The 17,092-nt window shown below is 69.3% G+C and carries 19 protein-coding genes and 1 pseudogene; 8 read left to right on the forward strand and 12 right to left on the reverse strand.

Translation table 11 applies throughout. The annotated features are described in order from the left end of the window. Positions 1-21: 21 nt before the first annotated feature. Positions 22-486: a pyridoxamine 5'-phosphate oxidase family protein gene (locus KYX17_RS09845; RefSeq protein WP_243226815.1), complete on the reverse strand. Its 465-nt coding sequence runs from the start codon at positions 484-486 to the stop codon at positions 22-24. Positions 487-622: 136 nt separating this feature from the next. On the opposite strand from KYX17_RS09845, the gene KYX17_RS09850 reads away from it, so the two are divergent. Further along, positions 623-1,942, forward strand: a complete 1,320-nt coding sequence (locus tag KYX17_RS09850) for a PAS domain-containing sensor histidine kinase (protein WP_243226816.1) — start codon at positions 623-625, stop codon at positions 1,940-1,942. 129 nt (positions 1,943-2,071) lie between these two features. Next, positions 2,072-2,626, forward strand: a complete 555-nt coding sequence (locus tag KYX17_RS09855; protein ID WP_243226817.1) for a flavin reductase family protein — start codon at positions 2,072-2,074, stop codon at positions 2,624-2,626. A 438-nt stretch (positions 2,627-3,064) separates the two neighbouring features. On the opposite strand, the gene KYX17_RS09860 is transcribed toward KYX17_RS09855, so the two are convergent. Both KYX17_RS09860 and KYX17_RS09865 read right to left on the reverse strand, forming a co-directional pair. Next, on the reverse strand, positions 3,065-3,325 hold the full coding sequence (locus tag KYX17_RS09860; protein ID WP_243226818.1) for a hypothetical protein: 261 nt from the start codon (positions 3,323-3,325) through the stop codon (positions 3,065-3,067). Between the two features lie 104 nt (positions 3,326-3,429). Beyond that, complete coding sequence (locus KYX17_RS09865; RefSeq protein ID WP_243226819.1) at positions 3,430-4,026, reverse strand: low molecular weight phosphatase family protein; 597 nt, start codon at positions 4,024-4,026, stop codon at positions 3,430-3,432. A 47-nt stretch (positions 4,027-4,073) separates the two neighbouring features. On the opposite strand from KYX17_RS09865, the gene KYX17_RS32265 reads away from it, so the two are divergent. Beyond that, on the forward strand, positions 4,074-5,021 hold the full coding sequence (locus KYX17_RS32265) for a CPBP family intramembrane glutamic endopeptidase (RefSeq protein WP_243226820.1): 948 nt from the start codon (positions 4,074-4,076) through the stop codon (positions 5,019-5,021). 39 nt (positions 5,022-5,060) lie between these two features. On the opposite strand, the gene KYX17_RS09875 is transcribed toward KYX17_RS32265, so the two are convergent. Further along, on the reverse strand, positions 5,061-6,293 hold the full coding sequence (locus tag KYX17_RS09875) for an MFS transporter (protein ID WP_243226821.1): 1,233 nt from the start codon (positions 6,291-6,293) through the stop codon (positions 5,061-5,063). Further along, complete coding sequence (locus KYX17_RS09880; RefSeq protein ID WP_243226822.1) at positions 6,290-6,868, reverse strand: helix-turn-helix transcriptional regulator; 579 nt, start codon at positions 6,866-6,868, stop codon at positions 6,290-6,292. The genes KYX17_RS09875 and KYX17_RS09880 overlap by 4 nt, the downstream gene beginning before the upstream one ends. A 238-nt stretch (positions 6,869-7,106) precedes the next feature. On the opposite strand from KYX17_RS09880, the gene rplM reads away from it, so the two are divergent. From rplM to KYX17_RS09900, 4 genes are all read left to right on the forward strand, one after another. Then, the gene (gene rplM, locus KYX17_RS09885; protein WP_243226823.1) at positions 7,107-7,553 is read left to right on the forward strand and encodes a 50S ribosomal protein L13; all 447 of its coding nucleotides are present in this window, start codon (positions 7,107-7,109) and stop codon (positions 7,551-7,553) included. A 26-nt stretch (positions 7,554-7,579) separates the two neighbouring features. Beyond that, positions 7,580-8,053, forward strand: a complete 474-nt coding sequence (gene rpsI, locus KYX17_RS09890; RefSeq protein WP_274287389.1) for a 30S ribosomal protein S9 — start codon at positions 7,580-7,582, stop codon at positions 8,051-8,053. 8 nt (positions 8,054-8,061) lie between these two features. Further along, positions 8,062-9,417: a phosphoglucosamine mutase gene (gene glmM, locus KYX17_RS09895; RefSeq protein ID WP_243226824.1), complete on the forward strand. Its 1,356-nt coding sequence runs from the start codon at positions 8,062-8,064 to the stop codon at positions 9,415-9,417. Positions 9,418-9,575: 158 nt separating this feature from the next. Then, positions 9,576-10,451 (forward strand): NAD(P)-dependent oxidoreductase, encoded by an 876-nt coding sequence (locus tag KYX17_RS09900; protein WP_243226825.1) that lies wholly within the window; start codon positions 9,576-9,578, stop codon positions 10,449-10,451. Between the two features lie 3 nt (positions 10,452-10,454). Here the strand turns inward: KYX17_RS09900 and KYX17_RS09905 are convergent, their stop codons facing one another. From KYX17_RS09905 to KYX17_RS09930, 6 genes are all read right to left on the reverse strand, one after another. Beyond that, on the reverse strand, positions 10,455-11,354 hold the full coding sequence (locus KYX17_RS09905; protein ID WP_243226826.1) for an NAD(P)-dependent oxidoreductase: 900 nt from the start codon (positions 11,352-11,354) through the stop codon (positions 10,455-10,457). After that, a complete protein-coding gene (locus KYX17_RS09910) occupies positions 11,342-12,475 on the reverse strand; it encodes a mandelate racemase/muconate lactonizing enzyme family protein (protein ID WP_243226827.1) in 1,134 nt (377 codons plus the stop codon). Before KYX17_RS09910 ends, KYX17_RS09905 begins: the two co-directional genes overlap by 13 nt. Further along, entirely contained in the window at positions 12,472-13,629 is a 1,158-nt protein-coding gene (locus KYX17_RS09915) for a hypothetical protein (RefSeq protein WP_243226828.1), read from the reverse strand. The genes KYX17_RS09910 and KYX17_RS09915 overlap by 4 nt, the downstream gene beginning before the upstream one ends. 88 nt (positions 13,630-13,717) lie before the next feature. Further along, positions 13,718-14,545: an ABC transporter permease gene (locus KYX17_RS09920; protein WP_243226829.1), complete on the reverse strand. Its 828-nt coding sequence runs from the start codon at positions 14,543-14,545 to the stop codon at positions 13,718-13,720. Continuing rightward, positions 14,542-15,243 carry an ABC transporter ATP-binding protein gene (locus tag KYX17_RS09925; RefSeq protein ID WP_243226830.1) on the reverse strand — a complete coding sequence of 234 codons (702 nt, stop codon included), beginning with the start codon at positions 15,241-15,243 and terminating at the stop codon, positions 14,542-14,544. Before KYX17_RS09925 ends, KYX17_RS09920 begins: the two co-directional genes overlap by 4 nt. 145 nt (positions 15,244-15,388) lie before the next feature. Beyond that, positions 15,389-16,021 carry a helix-turn-helix domain-containing protein gene (locus KYX17_RS09930; protein WP_243226831.1) on the reverse strand — a complete coding sequence of 211 codons (633 nt, stop codon included), beginning with the start codon at positions 16,019-16,021 and terminating at the stop codon, positions 15,389-15,391. Positions 16,022-16,197: 176 nt separating this feature from the next. On the opposite strand from KYX17_RS09930, the gene KYX17_RS09935 reads away from it, so the two are divergent. After that, positions 16,198-16,389, forward strand: a complete 192-nt coding sequence (locus KYX17_RS09935; protein ID WP_243226832.1) for a hypothetical protein — start codon at positions 16,198-16,200, stop codon at positions 16,387-16,389. A gap of 214 nt (positions 16,390-16,603) precedes the next feature. On the opposite strand, the pseudogene KYX17_RS09940 reads toward KYX17_RS09935, so the two are convergent. Next, positions 16,604-17,037 (reverse strand): annotated as a pseudogene (locus KYX17_RS09940) (Ppx/GppA phosphatase family protein); the annotation flags it as partial. Positions 17,038-17,092 lie beyond the last annotated feature (55 nt).

The following is a 17,092-nucleotide window of genomic DNA, read 5'->3' on the forward strand; positions in this document are numbered from 1 at the left end:
CGAAGGCCCGGGCGCGAGGCATCAGAGCTCGACGGTCTCGTTCTCGCCCTCGACGCGGTGACCGGTGAGGGCGGCGACGGCGCGGACGATCTTGCCGCCGGGCGCGGTCCAGTACTCCGCGCTGTCGGCGTGGAAACGCAGCAGGCCCGCGGCGGGGTCCTCGGGGCCGCCCTCGAACCAGGCGTCGACGGCGGGGCTCCACAGCTGCTCGAGCTTGGCGTGGTCGTCGACCATCGTCGCCGTCCCCGACAACGACACCCAGGTGTCGTCGCTGCTGAGCGACACGTTCACACGGGGTTCGCGCGCGACGTTGACGGCAGCGGAGGTCCCCGTGCCGACGATGAACCACAGGTCGCCGTCGAACTCCGCCTCCTGCACGGTGAGCGGGTGCGCGACGAGCTTCCCGTCCGTCTCGACGGTGGTGACCATGGCGAACCGGAACTTCTTGATCAGACCGGCGAGCTCTTCGTGTGCGTTCTCGGACATGTCCGTTCCTCCTCTGCGGATGCGTGTCGCCATCGTCGCCCTGCCGCAGAGCCGGGTCGAGCACCCCCCTTCCGTCACGCGGATGTGCTACACACATGAGCGGATGCGGCGGCGGCGCGTATGCGGCAGAATCCAGATGACGCGTACCCGACGCATCGAACCCACGAGCGATGAACTGATCGACGTCCCGATGGGAGCCGACATCTCCGAGCCCGATTCCTCCGCCGCGCCGTCGTCCGACGAGACGCCGGTCGCCGCCGCGCCCGCATCCGGCGTCGGACTGCCGATTCCCGTCGGCGCCGTCCCGGCCGACGCCCCGACGGGCGCGCTCGTTCAGGATTGGACGGCGCAGGTGACCTCGGTGGCCATCGTGCACCTCGACATCGAGGGTCGGGTCGTGGGGTGGAACCCCGGCGCCGCGAAGCTGAAGGGGTACACCGCCGACGAGATCCTCGGCTCCTCGTTCACACGCTTCTACCGGGAGGAGGACCGGCTGCGTGGTCTGCCGCTGCGTCTGCTCGCGATCGCCGCGACGCGAGGGTCGGTCGAGGACAACGGGTGGCGGGTGCGCGCCGACGGTTCGTTGTTCTGGGCGCACGTGATCATCACGGCGTTGCGCGACGACGCCGGCGAGGTCTCCGGGTTCGTGAAGATCGTCTCGGACCTCACCGCCTCCAAGCAGCGGGAGGATGCGGAGCTCGACTTCCTGCGCGCCTTCGCCCACGACTTCCTCTCGCCCATCACGGCGCTGCGCGGCTATGTCGACCTGATGGCAGAGCCCGGCGGCAACACGACCGCCGCCATCGAACGCATCTCCGCCGTCACCGATCACCTCGCCACGATGATCCAGGACCTCTCCGCGCGCCTCGTGCCCACCCGCGCGCGCCAGACGCGGAGCCGGGCGGATGCCTCCGCCACGGTGCGGGAGGCCGCCGAGCTCGTGCTCCCCGGCGACGCGTACGGGCGCATCCACTATCGCTCACCGCGTTCGGTCGCGGTGCAGTCGGACCCGGTGGCCCTGCGGCGGGCGATCGCGAATCTCGTCGACAACGCGGCGAAGTACAGCGAGGGGCCCATCGAGATCTCGGTGGAGGTCGACGGCGCCCAGGCGCGCATCGCGATCTCCGACCGCGGTCGCGGCATCGCGCCCGAGGACCTCGAGCGCATCTTCGATCCCCTCGAGCGAGGACGGCTGTCGAACCCGCACGACGGCGGAACCGGAATCGGGTTGGCGAGCACGAAGGCGCTCATCGAACGACAGGGCGGCGAGGTGCTGCTGTCCAGCACGGTGGGCAAGGGAACGACCGTGACGATCACGCTCCCGGTCGACGACGACGGCCCTCTCGCGTCGGACGATGCATCTACCTCGGCCGTACGCGACATCCGCGCAGCCGGCGACCGGCGTGCCCCCGACGGTGGCGCCGTGCGCGACTGCGTGACGCGTCCCGCCGCATGACGATAGCCGTCGGTAATCGAATGATTGCCGTCAGGCATCTTCACTCCCGCGTAAAGCCCGCGTAACACCGGCTTCGTAGCGTGGCGGTGCACCCGCGGACTGCGCTGACGGGTGCGAAGGAGAGCCGCAATGACCTGGAACCACCCGTGGGCCGAGATCGTCCCCGGACCCGACGGAATCGCCCGTACCGTGCTGCCCGCCGCTCCGACGGATGCGGATGCGGTGCGCGACATGTTCGCGCAGCATCCCACCGGCATCGCGGCGATCTGCGCGCTCACGCCGGAGGGGCCGCAGGCGATGGTGGCGACCTCGTTCGCGCTCGGCATCTCGTTCGCCCCGCCGCTCGTGCTCTTCTCGGCGCAGCAGTCGTCTCGCACGTGGCCTCTGATCGCCGGCGCCTCACGCATCGGCGTCTCGGTGCTCGGGGAGGAGAACGCGGCGGCGGTGCGTACGCTCGCGTCGCGCTCGGCGGACCGGTTCGCAGGCCTCGTCACCGCGCAGACCGACGGGGGCGCCATCCTCATCGACGGCGCGCGCATGTGGCTCGAGTGCCGGGTGCACAGCGACGAGCCGCTCGGCGATCATCGTCTGGTCGTGCTGGAGGTGCTCGGCGGATCGAGTCATCGCGGCACGGCTCCGCTGATCTACCACGACGGCGGGGTGGGGAGCCTGGCCGCATCCTGAGGTGGCATGCGAGCCGGCCGTCTCGCGGTGAGGGGGGCGATCGGCATCCCGAGCCCCGCCCGCCCCACCGCGACACGACCGGCTCGACGTCGAACCACTCGGACCGCTGCGTCAGCGTCGAAACACGGCGCAGCGGTCCGAGTGCGGCCGCAGATGGTGGCCGGTCCCGACGTCTGCGCTTGTGCGGGAACCGACGATCACCTCACGACACGGAAGACGTGTCGGGGAGAGAGACCGCCAACCCACCGCAGGGGTCTGTCTCCGCCGGCACCCGTGTCGCACTCTCTGCGTCCACGTGCTTACTCAACTCCCTTTCGACGCGGAGATCCGCGCCCGAGACCGTGAATAACACACGACGGATGCGGCCATTCTCTGCCGCCGGGCGCGAACGACGAGGGGCCGCATCCGAACGGATGCGGCCCCTCGCCTCGGACGACGTCAGTAGCTGTTGACGCTCACCGCTGCGATCCCACCGGCGATGGCGAGGATCGAGAGGATCAGGCCGAGCGCGAACAGCACGGCCCCGATGATGATGCCGACGAGGGCGGGCGTGTTCTTGTAGCCGGCCTTCTTCGACTGGTTGAAGGCGATGGCGGAGATGATCAGTCCGATGACGTTGAAGAAGATCGCGACGACCAGGCCGACGACCCCGAGAGTCTTGCCCGGGTAGTCGACGCCGGGAGCGGGCTGCTGAGTCATGAGGAGTCCTTTTGCTCGAGACGGGTTGACCGCACCACTCTGGCAGAAGTCTGGGAGTGAGCGCAGAGCTCTTGACGCAAACGGTTGAAAACTCTAATAGAGCGTCACGGACGCACGGCGACGGCGAGCAGCCGTACCGTCTCACCCAGCGCGGGCATCAGCTCGGACGCCATCTGCTCGTACACATCCCATTCCCGGCGGTACGGGTCGACCACGTCGTCGAGCGAGGGATCGACCGGAGCCTCGATCTCGCCGCGCACCGAGACGAGGTGCGCCAGCAACGCGTCCAGCCGGGCGCGCGGATCAGAGCCCGCCGCGTCGGCCACCGATCGGGCATCGTCGTCCGGCACGTGGCCGGCCAGGCGGGCCAGCTCGCGCACGGTGAAGGTGCGCCGTGTCGCCGCGGGTGCGAGCTCGACGACCGCGCGGCGGTGCTCGCGCGTCATCGCCAGCACGAGCGCGGGCGTGCGCAGATGGCTCTCGTCGAGCCATCGTGCGCGGTGCGCGCCGATCAGATCCTCCGGAACGCCGTAGGCGTGGGCGAGCGCCGCCGCCTCGGGCGTCATCGGCTGGTCGACGAGTGCCTTCACCCCGGCGCTCGCCGCCGTGACGCCCTTCCGGCCGAGTTCGTCTCGGAGGATCACCTCGGCGAACGGCGAGCGGCAGATGTTGCCGGTGCACACCGTCAGAACCTCGAGCATCGCCGGTGTCTCCTGTCCGCCGGGCCCTGCCCGGTAACCTGGCCCCTGTGAGCGAGTCTACCGAGCCCGGCAGCGGCGAGTCCGGCGCCCATCGTTCCTCGCGCTTCGAGCGCTCCGAGGACGGAGCCTGGACCGCTCGCCGGCAGGACACGGCGGCCCTCGCGGAACGCTTCGAGAACCTCGGCCTCGTCGAGGCGGAGATCGACGAGCGACCGGAGCCCGAGCGTCGATCCCGACGCCGGCGGCCGCGCGCGCCGCGCGTCTGGCTGCAGGGCGGCAGCACGACGCAGCGGTGGAACTGGTTTCTGGTGGGCGGGGCGCTCATGGGCCTCGGCGCCGGTCTGTTGATCGCGACGGCGGCGTCGGCACTGATCGGTGGAACACTGGGCGGGTGGATCGGCAGCCTCGTGCTGTGGGCTTCGATGATCGTCCCCGTCGTGTTCGCCTACGCGCGTTCGGTGCCGCGCGGCCTCCTGCGGTTCCGAGCGACGGACCTGCTCTTCGGTCTCTTCCTCGGACTCGGCCTGCGCGTCGTCAGCGGCCTGCTCGAACAGGCGGAGCGGGGCGCCGCGTTCTGGCCCGCGTTGGCCTCGACGGACGGCGGCCTCACCGGCGTGGATTGGCTCGCAGATGCGGTCGTGCCCGTCGTCGTCTCGCCCGTCGTGGAGGAGTTCTTCTTCCGCGGGTTCCTGCTCGTCGCGCTGTTCACCGTGTTCCGGCGCCTCACACGATCGCCGTCGGTCGCCGGCGCGGGGGCTGCGCTGATCAGCACGGGCATCTTCCTGCTGCTCCACCAGTTCACCGGCTCGCTGGCCGACGGCGCGGCGGGAGCCGCATCCATCGCGCTGTTCGGACTCGCCACAGCGGTGCTCGTGCTGGTCACGGGGCGGTTCTGGGCGGCGCTCATCGCCCACATCGTCTTCAACGGCTCGTATGTGGCGCTCGCCGTCGTCGGAACCCTCGCGGGCCTCAACGGAGGGATCGTCGCGGCCTGAACAGGCCGTTCTGTGGACGGAGAATCCACGACGGGGCGCTCACGCCCGCCCGGCAGCACGCTCCGCCCGCCAGGCGGGGAGGTAGCAGAGTGCGCCGAACACGCTGAAGCCGCCCGCCACGGCGAAGGCGACGCCGGTGCCGGTGTGCTCCGCCAGTGCGGTCAGGGCGAGCAGACCCGCGCTGTACACGCCGCCGGAGACCATCGCATTGGCGGAGAGCACGCTGGCGCGCGTGCCCGCGTCGGCCTGCCGGTGCAGCAGCGTGTTGTGCATGGGTCCGGCGGCGCCGTGCGACATGTACGCGGCGCCGTAGGCGGCGAGCAGGCCCACGGGGCCGGCGACGAGACCCATGACCGCGACGAACGCCCCGTTCAGGATGCGGGCGAGCGCCGCCGTGACCGCCACGCCCCACCGTCTGGCCGCGCGCCCCGCGAGGAGCGAGCCGAGCGCGAAGAGTCCCCAGGCGGCGGCGGATGCGGGACCGAACAGTGCGCCCGCCGCATCCTCGCCGCCGGCGAGCTCCGCCAGCCGCACCGGCGTGAGCGTCTCGAACGCGACCATGGCGACGGCCCAGAAGACCTCCACCGCCAGCAGCGCCCTGAGAATCGGGGAACGGCGGACCAGGCGCAGTGCGCCGCGCAGCCCCGACGCGCCGGTGGCGGAAGCGCCCGTCCCTCGGCGTGCGCGTGCCGGCTCGACGACCAGGATCGCCGTGATCACGACGCCCACCGCCGACAGCGTGAGGCTCACGAGGAACGGCAGGACCAGTGCCGAGGTGTCCGCCAACGGTGCCCACGCCACGAGAAGGCCGCCCCCGAGCGCTCCCGCCGCGATCGAGACGCCGAGCACGGTGGCGGCGCGGGCGAGTCCCTGCTCCACGGGGGCGGCGGGGTCGTCGGCGTGGGCCGCGTCGACGTACCACGCCTCGAGCGGGCCGGAGTCGAGCGTGCGGAACACGCCCTGCAGGAGCATCGCGACGGCGAACGCGGCCACATCCTGTGCGAGCACGAACAGCACGGTCGACGCGAGACCGATCACGGCCGCGATCAGCAGCACGGGGCGGCGCCCCAGAGCGTCCGCCAGACCTCCCGTGGGCAGCTCCAGCACGAGCGCGACGATCCCCTGCACCGAAAGGATGGCGCCGACCTCGACGAGGCTGAGCCCACGCTCCAGCGGCAGGAGCGCGGTGAGTCCGAAGGTGACGCCGACCGGCAGCCAGCGCAACGCGGTCAGCCAGAGCAGCCGGCGCTCGGCGGCGGCCGCGGTGATCACTCGTCGTCCAGATCGAGGGGCCTCGCGAAGGCGCTGACATGGATGCGGCGTGCCCGCGGGTCTGCCGCGCCCGCATCGCGGTAGCGCGCCATGAGCTCGGCGAGCTCGGCGGAGAAGGCGGCGGTCTGCTCGGGTGTCACGGTCAGCAAGCCGTCGGACAGGCCCAGGACGTCGACCCATTCCGCGGGCCAGTGCTCGGCCGCATCCAGCCAGCGCTCGGCGCCCGCCGCGAACTGACGCACGTAGTCGCGACTCAGCCACGCCAGAGCGGTCCGGGCGTCCTCGTCGCCGGCGAAGTCGGAATCGACCCACGAGTGGCGCTCGCTCGCCGCACGCCACTCGCGTCGGCGCCCCTCGCCCTCGCCGGTGTCGGTCACGAGTCCCACGTCGCCGAGGGCGCGCAGGTGGTAGCTCGTCGCGCCCGAGTTGGTGCCCAGCGCGGCAGCGAGCTCGGTCGCGGTCGCCGGGCCGTGGGTGCGCAGGCGGCTGAGGATGCGCGAGCGCAGCGGGTGGGCGAGTGCGCGCACGGCCCGGCTGTCGAGGCGGATGGTGCTGTCGCGGCGGGGCTCTTCCATACCGCGACTCTAGACATACACAGTTTCTATGCACAAGTTCTCTGCATCATTGAGGCGGTCGATCTCGGGAAGCGGATGCGGGGCGCGGGGGCCCGGCGTGCTAAGCTTCTCGTTTGGTGCCGCATCCCTGCTGGTCGGTGCCACGAACGTGAGCCCTCCACTGGCGTCTTCTCTCGCGAGAAGCACCCCGGAGCGGGATTCACGAACCTCTCCGTTCGATCAAGAAAGCAGCACTAACGTGACGCGCACTTTCACCCCCAAGGCTGGCGAGATCCAGCGCGAGTGGCTGGTCATCGACGCGACCGACGTCGTCCTCGGACGCCTCGCCTCGCACGCGGCCACCCTTCTCCGCGGCAAGCACAAGCCCACCTTCGCCAACCACGTCGACACCGGTGACTTCGTCATCGTCATCAACGCCGACAAGGTGGCCCTCACCGGGCAGAAGCTCGAGCAGAAGAAGGCTTACCGCCACTCCGGTTACCCGGGCGGCCTCAAGTCCGTCACCTACTCGGAGCTGCTCGAGAAGAACCCCGTCCGCGCAGTGGAGAAGGCCGTTCGCGGCATGCTCCCCAAGAACAGCCTGGGTCGCCAGCAGCTCTCGAAGCTGAAGGTCTACCGCGGTGCGGAGCACCCCCACGCCGCGCAGCAGCCCACGGCTTACGCCTTCGACCAGGTCGCCCAGTAAGCGCCGCTCAGACTAAGGACACTCTCGTGGCGAACACCGAAGAAACCTCCAACTACTCCACCGAGACCCCCACGGACGTCGCAGCCGTCGTCGCCGAGCGCCCCGTGCTCTCGGTCCCCGGCGCAGCCGTCGGCCGTCGCAAGCAGGCCATCGCCCGCGTGCGTCTGGTTCCGGGCTCGGGAACGATCACCATCAACGGCCGCACGTTCGAGGACTACTTCCCGAACAAGCTGCACCAGCAGCTCGTGACCGACCCCTTCACGCTCCTCAACCTCACCGACGCGTACGACGTCATCGCGCGCATCCACGGTGGCGGCCCCTCGGGCCAGGCCGGTGCGCTGCGCCTGGGCATCGCCCGCGCGCTGAACGAGATCGACGTCGAGAACAACCGCCCGACCCTCAAGAAGGCCGGCTTCCTCTCTCGCGACGCTCGTGTGAAGGAGCGCAAGAAGGCTGGTCTCAAGAAGGCCCGCAAGGCTCCTCAGTACTCGAAGCGCTGACACGCCGGATGGCGTTGTTCGGTACGGACGGCGTGCGGGGGCTGGCCAACGGCCCCCTCACCGCCGATCTGGCGCTTTCCCTGGCCCAGGCGACCGCTGTCGTCCTGGGCCAGGGCCGTTCCGCAGAAGCCCGCCGCGCGGCGGGCAAGCGGCCCACCGCGGTCGTCGCACGCGACCCGCGGATCTCGGGGGAGTTCCTGGCGGCTGCCGTCGCCGCGGGCCTCGCCTCCTCGGGAGTCGACGTCCTGGATGCCGGCGTGCTGCCCACACCCGCGGCCGCCTTCCTCATCGGTGACATCGACGCCGATTTCGGAGTGATGGTCTCCGCGTCGCACAACCCCGCTCCCGATAACGGGATTAAGATCTTCGCGCGCGGCGGCGTCAAGCTGCCCGACGTCGTCGAGCAGCGCATCGAGTTCGCGCTCGCCGGTCCCAAGCTCCAGCCCACGGGCGCCGACGTCGGCCGCATCCGTCGCTTCGCCGACGCGGAGGACCGCTACGTCGTCCACCTGCTGCAGTCGCTGCCGCACCGCCTCGACGGTCTGCACGTGGTGCTCGACTGCGCCCACGGCGCGGCTGCGGGCGTCTCTCCCGAGACGTTCCGGGACGCGGGTGCGCGCGTGACCGTGATCGGTGCCGACCCCGACGGGCTCAACATCAACGACGGCGTCGGCTCGACGCATCTCGATCATCTGGCGGCCGAGGTGCTGCGCGTGGGAGCCGACCTCGGCATCGCGCACGACGGCGACGCCGACCGTTGCCTCGCCGTGGATGCGGCCGGGCGCGTGATCGACGGCGACCAGATCATGGCGATCCTGGCCGTGTCGATGCGCGATCGCGGTGTGCTGCGCGACGACACCCTGGTCGCCACCGTGATGAGCAACCTCGGGCTCCACCGGGCGATGGCCGCCAACGGCATCCGCGTTCTGCAGACCGCCGTCGGCGACCGCTACGTGCTGGAGGAGATGAACGCCGGCGGATACACCCTGGGCGGCGAGCAGTCGGGTCATGTGATCATGAGCGACTTCGCGACGACCGGCGACGGGTTGCTGACGGGACTGCACCTGATGTCCGAGATGGCGCGTCAGGGGCGCTCGCTGGCCGAGCTCGCCTCGGTGATGACGGTGTTCCCGCAGGTGCTCATCAACGTCAAGGACGTCGACCGCACACGCGTCGCCGATGCGGGCGTCGCCGAGGCCGTCTCCGAGGCGGAGGCCGAGCTCGGATCGAGCGGACGGGTGCTTCTGCGCGCGTCCGGCACGGAACAGCTCGTGCGCGTCATGGTCGAGGCGGAGGACGCCGAGCAGGCCCAGCGGATCGCGGAGCAGCTGGCGCAGGTCGTGCGCGAGCGTCTCGCGCTCTGAGGCGGATCAGCCTCGCGGCACACGGGCGGCGAGTTCGACTCCGGGTTTCGTCGGGGTCAGTGCTGTCGCCCATTGCCGCCCGCGGCGTCATTCCCCCCATCCGCGCGGGAGGACCAGAACAGCTATATTGATCTGGTCTATATCCCGGGAGGATGCGCATGAGTAGCGAGTCGGTTGCCGTACTGGGGCTGGGTGCGATGGGACGCGCGTTTGCGGTCAACGTGGCGGCGGCGGGCATCGCCGTAACGGGGTTCAATCGCACCGCGCGCGATGAGCTCAAGGGGCTCGAGTTCACCATCGTCTCCCCTGCTGCGTCCGCTGTCGAGGGCGCTGGCATCGTGCTCTCGATGCTCACGGATGCGGCGGCCACCACCGCCGTTCTGCTCGCGGGCGACACACTCGACGCCCTGGCTCCGGGGGCGGTGGTCGTGAACATGGCCACCATCGGTGTCGCGGAGATCGGCGAGCTCGCGCGCTCCCTGGCCGACGCTCGGCCTGACATCGTCTTCGTCGATGCGCCCGTCTCCGGGAGCAAGGGGCCGGCGGAGCAGGGTCGCGTCACGATCCTCGCCTCGAGCGATGCCGACGACGAGTCCCTGCGCGCCCGGCTCGCGCCCGTGTTTGAGGCGATCGGGCGGCGCACCGTCTGGTTCGGGCCCACGGGGGCGGGCAGCGCGATGAAGATCGTCGTCAACACCTGGCTCGTCCATGTGATGCAGGGGATCGCCGAGACCGCACTGCTCGCCGACAAATTCGGCATCGATCCTCGGGCCATCGCCGACACCCTCAGCGGCGGCCCGCTCGACACCCCCTACGCCACCGCGAAGCTCCGCAAGATCGATGCCGGCGACTACTCGACGGAGATGGCGTTGAGCCTCGGGGCCAAGGACGCACGGCTCGCGGTCGAGGCCGGCACCGGGCTCTCCCTGCCCGTCTCGCAGCTCATCGCGTCGCTGTGGGCCGAGGCTGCAGCCGAGGAGTCGCTGGCCACGCAGGACGTCTCCGCGGTGTATGAGGCGCTGCGCGGCGTCTGAGCGTCAGCGACGCGCCGATGGGAGTGCCCGTCCGTCCTCGTCGAGGTAATCACGCCACGACCTCGTGGGCACCCACCCGAACAGCTGGCGTGCCTTCTGCGAGCTGATTCCCGAGGCGTCGACGCGATCGAGCCGACCCACGGGAACCTCCGGGTGCAGTCGAGCCATCGCCGCTGCGAGGTCACGCCCGCCGATGTTGTCGGCGGCGGCCGCGTAGACCACCTCGTGTCCGGGCGTGTCGACCTCGACCGCGAGGACGATGAGGTCCGCGAGGTCGGCCACGTCGATGTATGCCCAAAACACCGCCGTCGGCAGGTCCGGGTCGTCAAAGAACGGGCGTAGGTTGTCCTCGTAGCTCGACGGGGTGAGCACCCACGTGGGCCGGATTGACACCGCCGTGGCGTCCGAGCGCGCGACAAGAGCCTCGCACAGCATTTCCGACACCCGCTTCGAGAGCCCGTAGGCGTCGTGCGCGAGATCCGGATGCGATTCGTCGAGCGGACAGGTGAGCCCGGTGAAGCGTCGGGTCGCCCAGGTCATCCCCGACACGGAGTCGCTCGAGAGGTTGACAAATCTGCGCAGGCCGGAGTGTTCTGCCGCCTCGATCAGGTTGAACGTCGCGGTCACGTTGGTGAGGAAGACCGCGTGGGGCGTGTTCTTCGACGGCTCCGGGATGCCGGCGGCATGCACGAGCACATCCATGCCGCGGGTGACGGCGAACGCATCGGCGCCGTTCGTGAGATCTGCCTGCACGTAGGGCACGGCGTTCGACTCGTCCGCGTCGTACACGGGGCGCAGCACGTCGGTCGCCCGGACCTCGTGTCCGGCCGCTACGAGCGCGGCGACCGCCGCCCGTCCGACCTTGCCGCGGGCTCCTGTCACCAGAACTTTCAGACCTGCCATGCGCGGTGCGCCTCCTCGATGACGCTCTCGTCGACCTCGATACCCAGACCGGGCCCCGACGGCACCGCGATGCGGCCGTCGACGATCGCGTCGATGCCGAAGCCTGCCTCGGACGCTACGCGGTTCATGACCGGCGAGAGGTGGAACGGGTACTCGATCACCTCGACGCCGGAGACCGATGCCGCGACGTGCAGGTTCGCGGCGAAGGAGATCGGGCCGCCGTGCAGGTGCATCACCACACGCGCGCCCTTGAGTCGAGCGGTGCGGGCGAGCAGGTGAGCCTCGGCGATCCCGCCGCAGATCGAGGCGTCGGGCTGGACCACCGAGATTCCGGTGAGATCCATTGCGTCGAGCGCGTACTCGGCGCCGAAGAAATGCTCGCCGTAGGCGACCGGGACGGGAGAGGAACGCACAACTTGGGCGATGGCGCCCAGCCGGTAGCTCTGCACGGGCTCCTCGAACCACCCCACCCGCAGGTCGCCGAGCCGCGCGGCGATCTCGATCGACTCGGCGACAGTGAAGAGCTCGCTGCCGTCGACGGTGATCTCGATCGTCTCGTCGATGCGATCGAGTTCGCGTCGCAGCTCTCGCAGCACCCGAAGGGAGTTCCGCCAGTCTGCACCGATGCGCATCTTGACGATCGAGACGCCGCGGGCCAGCAGCGGCGAGAGCAGAGAGAGGTGATCTTTCGCCTCTCGGGAGTCGAGGAAGTGACTGTTGCCGGCGTACACCCGCACCGAGTCTTTGACGCGGCCGAGCATCTCCGAGATCGAGAGACCCCGAGCACGTCCCTCGAGGTCCCGCAGCGCGATATCGATCGCGCTGCGGGACTGCGCGGCGCTGAACTGGTCGCCCAGGGTGCGCCGGGTCGCCCAGTGCATCTCGTCGAGTGCGCTCACCGCCTCACCGACCTCTTTGCCGAGCACCGCTGGCGCGTAGATCTCATCGACGATGGCTCTGAGAATCGAGGGGTGCGAGATGCCGAAGCAGTCGCAACTCTCGCCCCATCCCACCAAGCCGTTGTCGGTCTCAATCCGCACCACGAAGTACGACATCGACGAGTAGTCAGTCGTCATCCGGAGCGGGAGGGAGGTGAGGGAGGTGATGCGCACGGTCGTCACTTGCCTTCTGTGTAGCTGATCGAGGGGTCGAGGAACTCGTTGGTGTAGATGTCCTCGGCGCTGAGGTCCTCGGCCACCTCCACGTCGGTCCCGGCATAGATGCCCTCGAGTGTCTCCGTCATCCGGGTCATCCGCTCGGCGTCGAAGGAGCCGAAGACACCGTCGGTGCCGTCGGTGACGAGACCTTCGTTCTGCATCACGTCGTGGACATAGGCGGCGGCCGCGGGCGTGATCTGGAAGAACTGGTCGATCTGGACGAGGTAGTCGGAGAGAGCCTGGTTCACGGCGTCAGGCGACTCCATGTAATCGATCTGCGCCCTCTGCATGGCGGGTACGAGCTGAGCGAGGCAGTCGGACTGGGCCGCGATGACGTCGGGCTTGCCCGACCAGGCGGCGGGGTAGATGTCGTAGCCGGAGTCGGCGATCAGCAGGGAGCCCACCTCGCGGCCGTAGTCGGTGAACTCGTGCATCAGGCGGTAGGGCTCCTGCGTGATGTAGCCCTGCAGGACGACCGGCTCGCCGGCGACAAGGCGCGTGACGGAGCCGTCGAACGAGCCGTCGGTCTGATCGGCCCGGACATCGCCTTGGGCGATGAGGTAATCCATGTACGTCGCGCCCTGGAAGTACAGGACTGTGGCGTCGCTCTGCCCGATGGCGGCGAGGTCATTGAAGTCGTACTTGGTCGGATCCCACAGCAGAATTTGCGGGTTCTTCTGGAGCGGGGTGTAGACGGCCTTGGTGGGTTGATCTTTCGACAACTTGACCGATTCGTCGGTATCGATCATGGCGAGCATGATGGCATCGTCCGAGTACAGCAACGCGGTCGACTGCTGGAAGCCGATGAACGGTCCGCCGGCGCGTACCTCGATCGTGACGTTCGGATCGGCGATGGCGGGGCCGGAGTAGATGCCCGCGTCGGCGTCGATGGTGGCCGTGGCCGGGTCGATCAGGGCGTACGCGGCGGAATGTTCGGGCTCGGGGAACCAGTTGGTCTGCAGTACGACGGTGGCGGGACAGGCGTTGAGTGCGCCATCTCCGCCAGCGGCCTCTGCGTCCTGCGCCGTCGGGGCGGAGCTGCTACAGGCCGAGAACAGCAGGGCGGAGGCGGCTGCGGCGGCGACGGCCGTCGCGCGGACAAGGGTGCGGGTGGGCATGGGTGGTCTCCTCGGAGGGTGTCGGAATCATGGGTGGTGGTGCGCAGGGAATGATGCGGGGAGTTCGCGTCGACGCGGTGCGGCGCCTCTAGCGGCGATCCGGTCGGTACCAGGAGCCGACGAACAGGCGCCCCAACAGTCCGAACATCCAGAAGGCGACGAGGCCGAGCAGCGACGCCAGGATGATGGCGCCGTAGAGCATCTCGCCGTTCAGCTGGTTACGGTAGGTGTCGATCGCGAGGCCGATGCCGGAGTCACCCTTGCGGAAGAAGAAGTCCGCCACGATGGAGCCGACCACGGCCATGCCGGCCGAGATCCGCAGGCCGGTGAACAGGGCGGGCAGCGCGGCGGGGAATTGCAGCTTCGTCATGACCGTCCAACGGCTCGCCCTCTTGAGCGTGAACAACTCGCGCATTTGCGGGCTCGTCGACTGCAGGCCGAACAGCGTGTTCGTGATGATGGGGAACAGGCTGATGAGCACGACCACGAGGATCCGCGACTCGTAGCCGTAGCCGAACGCGAACGCGATCAGCGGCACGATGGCCAGGACCGGGATGCTCTGCAGTGCCACCGCGTAGGGGAAGAGCGTGGTCTCCACCCACTTGGCCTGACTCATCAGCACCGCCGTGACCACGCCGATCGCCGCCGCGATAGACAGCCCGACCATCGCGATCACGGTCGAGGTCCACAGTGGGCCGAGAAGTGCCAGCAGGTTCTTGGGGGTGAGGAAGGCCTCCCTCAGCACCTCGTGCGGCATCGGCAGGATGAACCGCCTCGACGGCGAGAGCAGGAAGGCGCTCGTGATGTACCAGAGGCCGATGAACGCGAGAGCGAACGCGAGCGGCAGAACGACCGTGAGCGACCGGCGGCCGGTGCGCGGGCGGCGCGGCGCCGGGGTCCCGATTCCCGCGGTCATGCCATCGCCCCCTTGAGACAGTGGGAGATCTCGGCGGCCAGCTCGGCGAAAGCGCTCGAGTACCGCACCTCCTCGCCGCGCTCGTCGCCGAAAGGCACCGCGAACTCGCCGATCACCCGGCCGGGGCGGGCGCCCATGACGATCACCCGGGTTGCCATGTATACGGCCTCGGGGATGGAATGAGTGACGAAGACGCCGGTGAACCGCTCCCGCACAAAGAGGTCACGCACGTCGTCGTTGAGCCGTTCACGAGTGAACTCGTCGAGGGCCCCGAAAGGCTCGTCGAAGAGGAACAGCTCGGGCCGGTTGACCAGTGCGCGCGCCAGCGAGACCCGCATCCTCATTCCGCCCGAGAGCTGGTGTGGACGATGGTCTTGGAAGTCCGCGAGCCCCACGACGCCCAGTGCGTGGTCCACCCGCGCGCGCGTCTCCTCCGCGCCGAGGCGGTCGAGTTCGGCAAACAGCGACACGTTCTTGCGCACCGTCCGCCACGGCAGCAGCGTCGCATCCTGGAATACGTATCCGACCTGGCGGGTGCTCACCACGGTGCGACCGCCGGTCGAGGCTTCCAGGCCCGATGCGAGGCGCAGGAGGGTGGATTTCCCGCAGCCCGACGGGCCCAGGAGGGCGATGAACTCGCCGCGATCGATCGTGATGTCGACGTCGCTCAGAGCAACGGTCCCGTTCGGGAACGTCATGGAGACGTCGTCGAAAGTGACAAGTGGGTGGGGCACGGGACCTCCGGTGAATATTGATGTGCTCAATACTCTGAAGGACCCGTGTTACTCAGCTGTTTCGCGACTGAGAAGAAATAGTGCCCGCGTCAAAACCCTTCGAGACGGATCAAGTGGGTGTCTCGCGGTGCGGGTCGGGTGACGAGCCCGCCTGGGTGACCAACAATCGCGCGGGCCACAGGCCCTTGACCCGCCAGCGGTGCCTCACCCCGCCGGCGAAGTAGAGCGTGTCGGCTGGTCCGAGCACGTGCACCCCCTCCTGGGCCAGATCGACCTCGATCGAGCCGGCGATCACGTAGATGAATTCCGGATTGGGATGCTCGTAATACTCTTCGAACTGGGGGAGCCGGGTGATGAACTCCATCGGATACATTGCCCGGGCGCCCGCGACCAGTGCTTTGGCCTGCCCGGTGTCTTGACTGACCATCGCGCCCTCGTCGGCGCGGACCAGGCTCACACAGTCGGACTCGATCTCGGCGTGACGAGTCTCATCGGTGGAGCCGGCTGCCGAAGAGAGCAGCACCGGAGTGGCAGTGTCCAGGGACTGGGCGATGCGGTGCAGTGAGGACATGCTGGGGCGAGCGCGGCCGCGCTCGATCTGACTGAGAAACGGCTGCGAGAGCCCGGTCAGGCTCGCGAGCCTGACGAGAGTGAGTCCCTGCTCCTTGCGCCGCGCGCTGATCTTGCGCCCTAGCTCGGCCATCATGTCGGCGTCGGCGGCCTGCGGATTGATTTCGGCCATGATCCCACGATATCCGTGCAGTGCACGGCCGCCCATCGAGCGGTGCGGGGGGAATCGGCGGCACTGTGCGGCCAGCCCGTGCCGCAGCGCGTTCGCGACACCCTCTTCCGCGACGCGCACGAGCGCGAGACGACGGCCGAGGTCGGGGGTCGGGTTCGGCCCCCGAGGGCACCATCTTGGAGGACGCGTCGATCGCGGCCGGGATTCGGGACACCAGCGCCCGCAGGGCGGCGGCCACATCCCGCAGATCGGCCTGCAGCATCCCTCTGGCGCTCCTGCAGCCGACGACCCACCTCGATGCCGTCGCCGTCGGGGACGCGACGGCGAAGCTCGTCACGAGGGATGCGTCGCGCGTGACCCGTCTGTGACGAATCGTCATGGACTCTGCGCCCAGAGTCTTGTTGTCCCTCCTGAGTTGGCATATTTTCGTTGCTACCGACGGAAGGTCGTGCTCTCGAGTTGACGCCGGCCGCCAAGGTGGGGGGACGTCGGTGCCGTGATACGCGGGCCGGGTGCAGATGCCCCTCCCGTGGATCACGGCGGTCAGTCCATGGTCGTTCCGGCCATGCGGGCTGTGGGCGATCAGCCCCAGGCCATGGCCTCGATGTCGCGCAGCAGAACGCCCTCGCGCAGCGCCCACGGGCTCACCTCGAGCTCGTCGATGTCTAGCGTGCGCATCGCGGTGTGGAGCACGACCGCCCCCGCGACGATCTGGAACGTGCGATCGGGAGTGATTCCGGGGAGTTCCTGGCGGGCGCTGGCGGGCAGGCGGCCGCCGATGTCGAACAACAGAATCTGGCCCGCCGACCAGCCGAGCCAGCGTCCGACTGCGAGGAATGTGAAGCGCGCCTCGTCCTCCCCGCCGAGCACCTGGAGCGGCTGGCCCAGCGCCTCCTCGATCCGAGCGACGACGAGCTCGCCGTTGGTGGCGTCGCGACCGCGGAGGTCGCGGTCGCGCGCCGCTCTGCGACGCCCTCGTGCCGCGCCGTCGCCCGCGCCTCGGCGACATGGTCGAGGCGGAGGACGCCGAACAGGCCGAGCGGATCGCGCAGCGACTGGCAGCCGCCGTGC

This window comes from Microbacterium sp. CIAB417, from assembly GCF_022788845.1.

Excerpts from the sequence above, each read along its gene's own strand:
- KYX17_RS09860 (WP_243226818.1), bottom strand. The coding sequence starts at position 3,325 with ATGACTCAGCAGCCCGCTCCCGGCGTCGACTACCCGGGCAAGACTCTC.
- KYX17_RS09900 (WP_243226825.1), top strand. The coding sequence starts at position 9,576 with ATGAGTAGCGAGTCGGTTGCCGTACTGGGGCTGGGTGCGATGGGACGC.
- KYX17_RS09855 (WP_243226817.1), top strand. The coding sequence starts at position 2,072 with ATGACCTGGAACCACCCGTGGGCCGAGATCGTCCCCGGACCCGACGGA.
- KYX17_RS09915 (WP_243226828.1), bottom strand. The coding sequence starts at position 13,629 with ATGCCCACCCGCACCCTTGTCCGCGCGACGGCCGTCGCCGCCGCAGCC.
- KYX17_RS09920 (WP_243226829.1), bottom strand. The coding sequence starts at position 14,545 with ATGACCGCGGGAATCGGGACCCCGGCGCCGCGCCGCCCGCGCACCGGC.
- KYX17_RS09850 (WP_243226816.1), top strand. The coding sequence starts at position 623 with ATGACGCGTACCCGACGCATCGAACCCACGAGCGATGAACTGATCGAC.
- KYX17_RS09865 (WP_243226819.1), bottom strand. The coding sequence starts at position 4,026 with ATGCTCGAGGTTCTGACGGTGTGCACCGGCAACATCTGCCGCTCGCCG.
- KYX17_RS09925 (WP_243226830.1), bottom strand. The coding sequence starts at position 15,243 with ATGACGTTCCCGAACGGGACCGTTGCTCTGAGCGACGTCGACATCACG.
- KYX17_RS09930 (WP_243226831.1), bottom strand. The coding sequence starts at position 16,021 with ATGGCCGAAATCAATCCGCAGGCCGCCGACGCCGACATGATGGCCGAG.
- KYX17_RS09905 (WP_243226826.1), bottom strand. The coding sequence starts at position 11,354 with ATGGCAGGTCTGAAAGTTCTGGTGACAGGAGCCCGCGGCAAGGTCGGA.
- KYX17_RS09880 (WP_243226822.1), bottom strand. The coding sequence starts at position 6,868 with ATGGAAGAGCCCCGCCGCGACAGCACCATCCGCCTCGACAGCCGGGCC.
- KYX17_RS09845 (WP_243226815.1), bottom strand. The coding sequence starts at position 486 with ATGTCCGAGAACGCACACGAAGAGCTCGCCGGTCTGATCAAGAAGTTC.
- glmM (WP_243226824.1), top strand. The coding sequence starts at position 8,062 with ATGGCGTTGTTCGGTACGGACGGCGTGCGGGGGCTGGCCAACGGCCCC.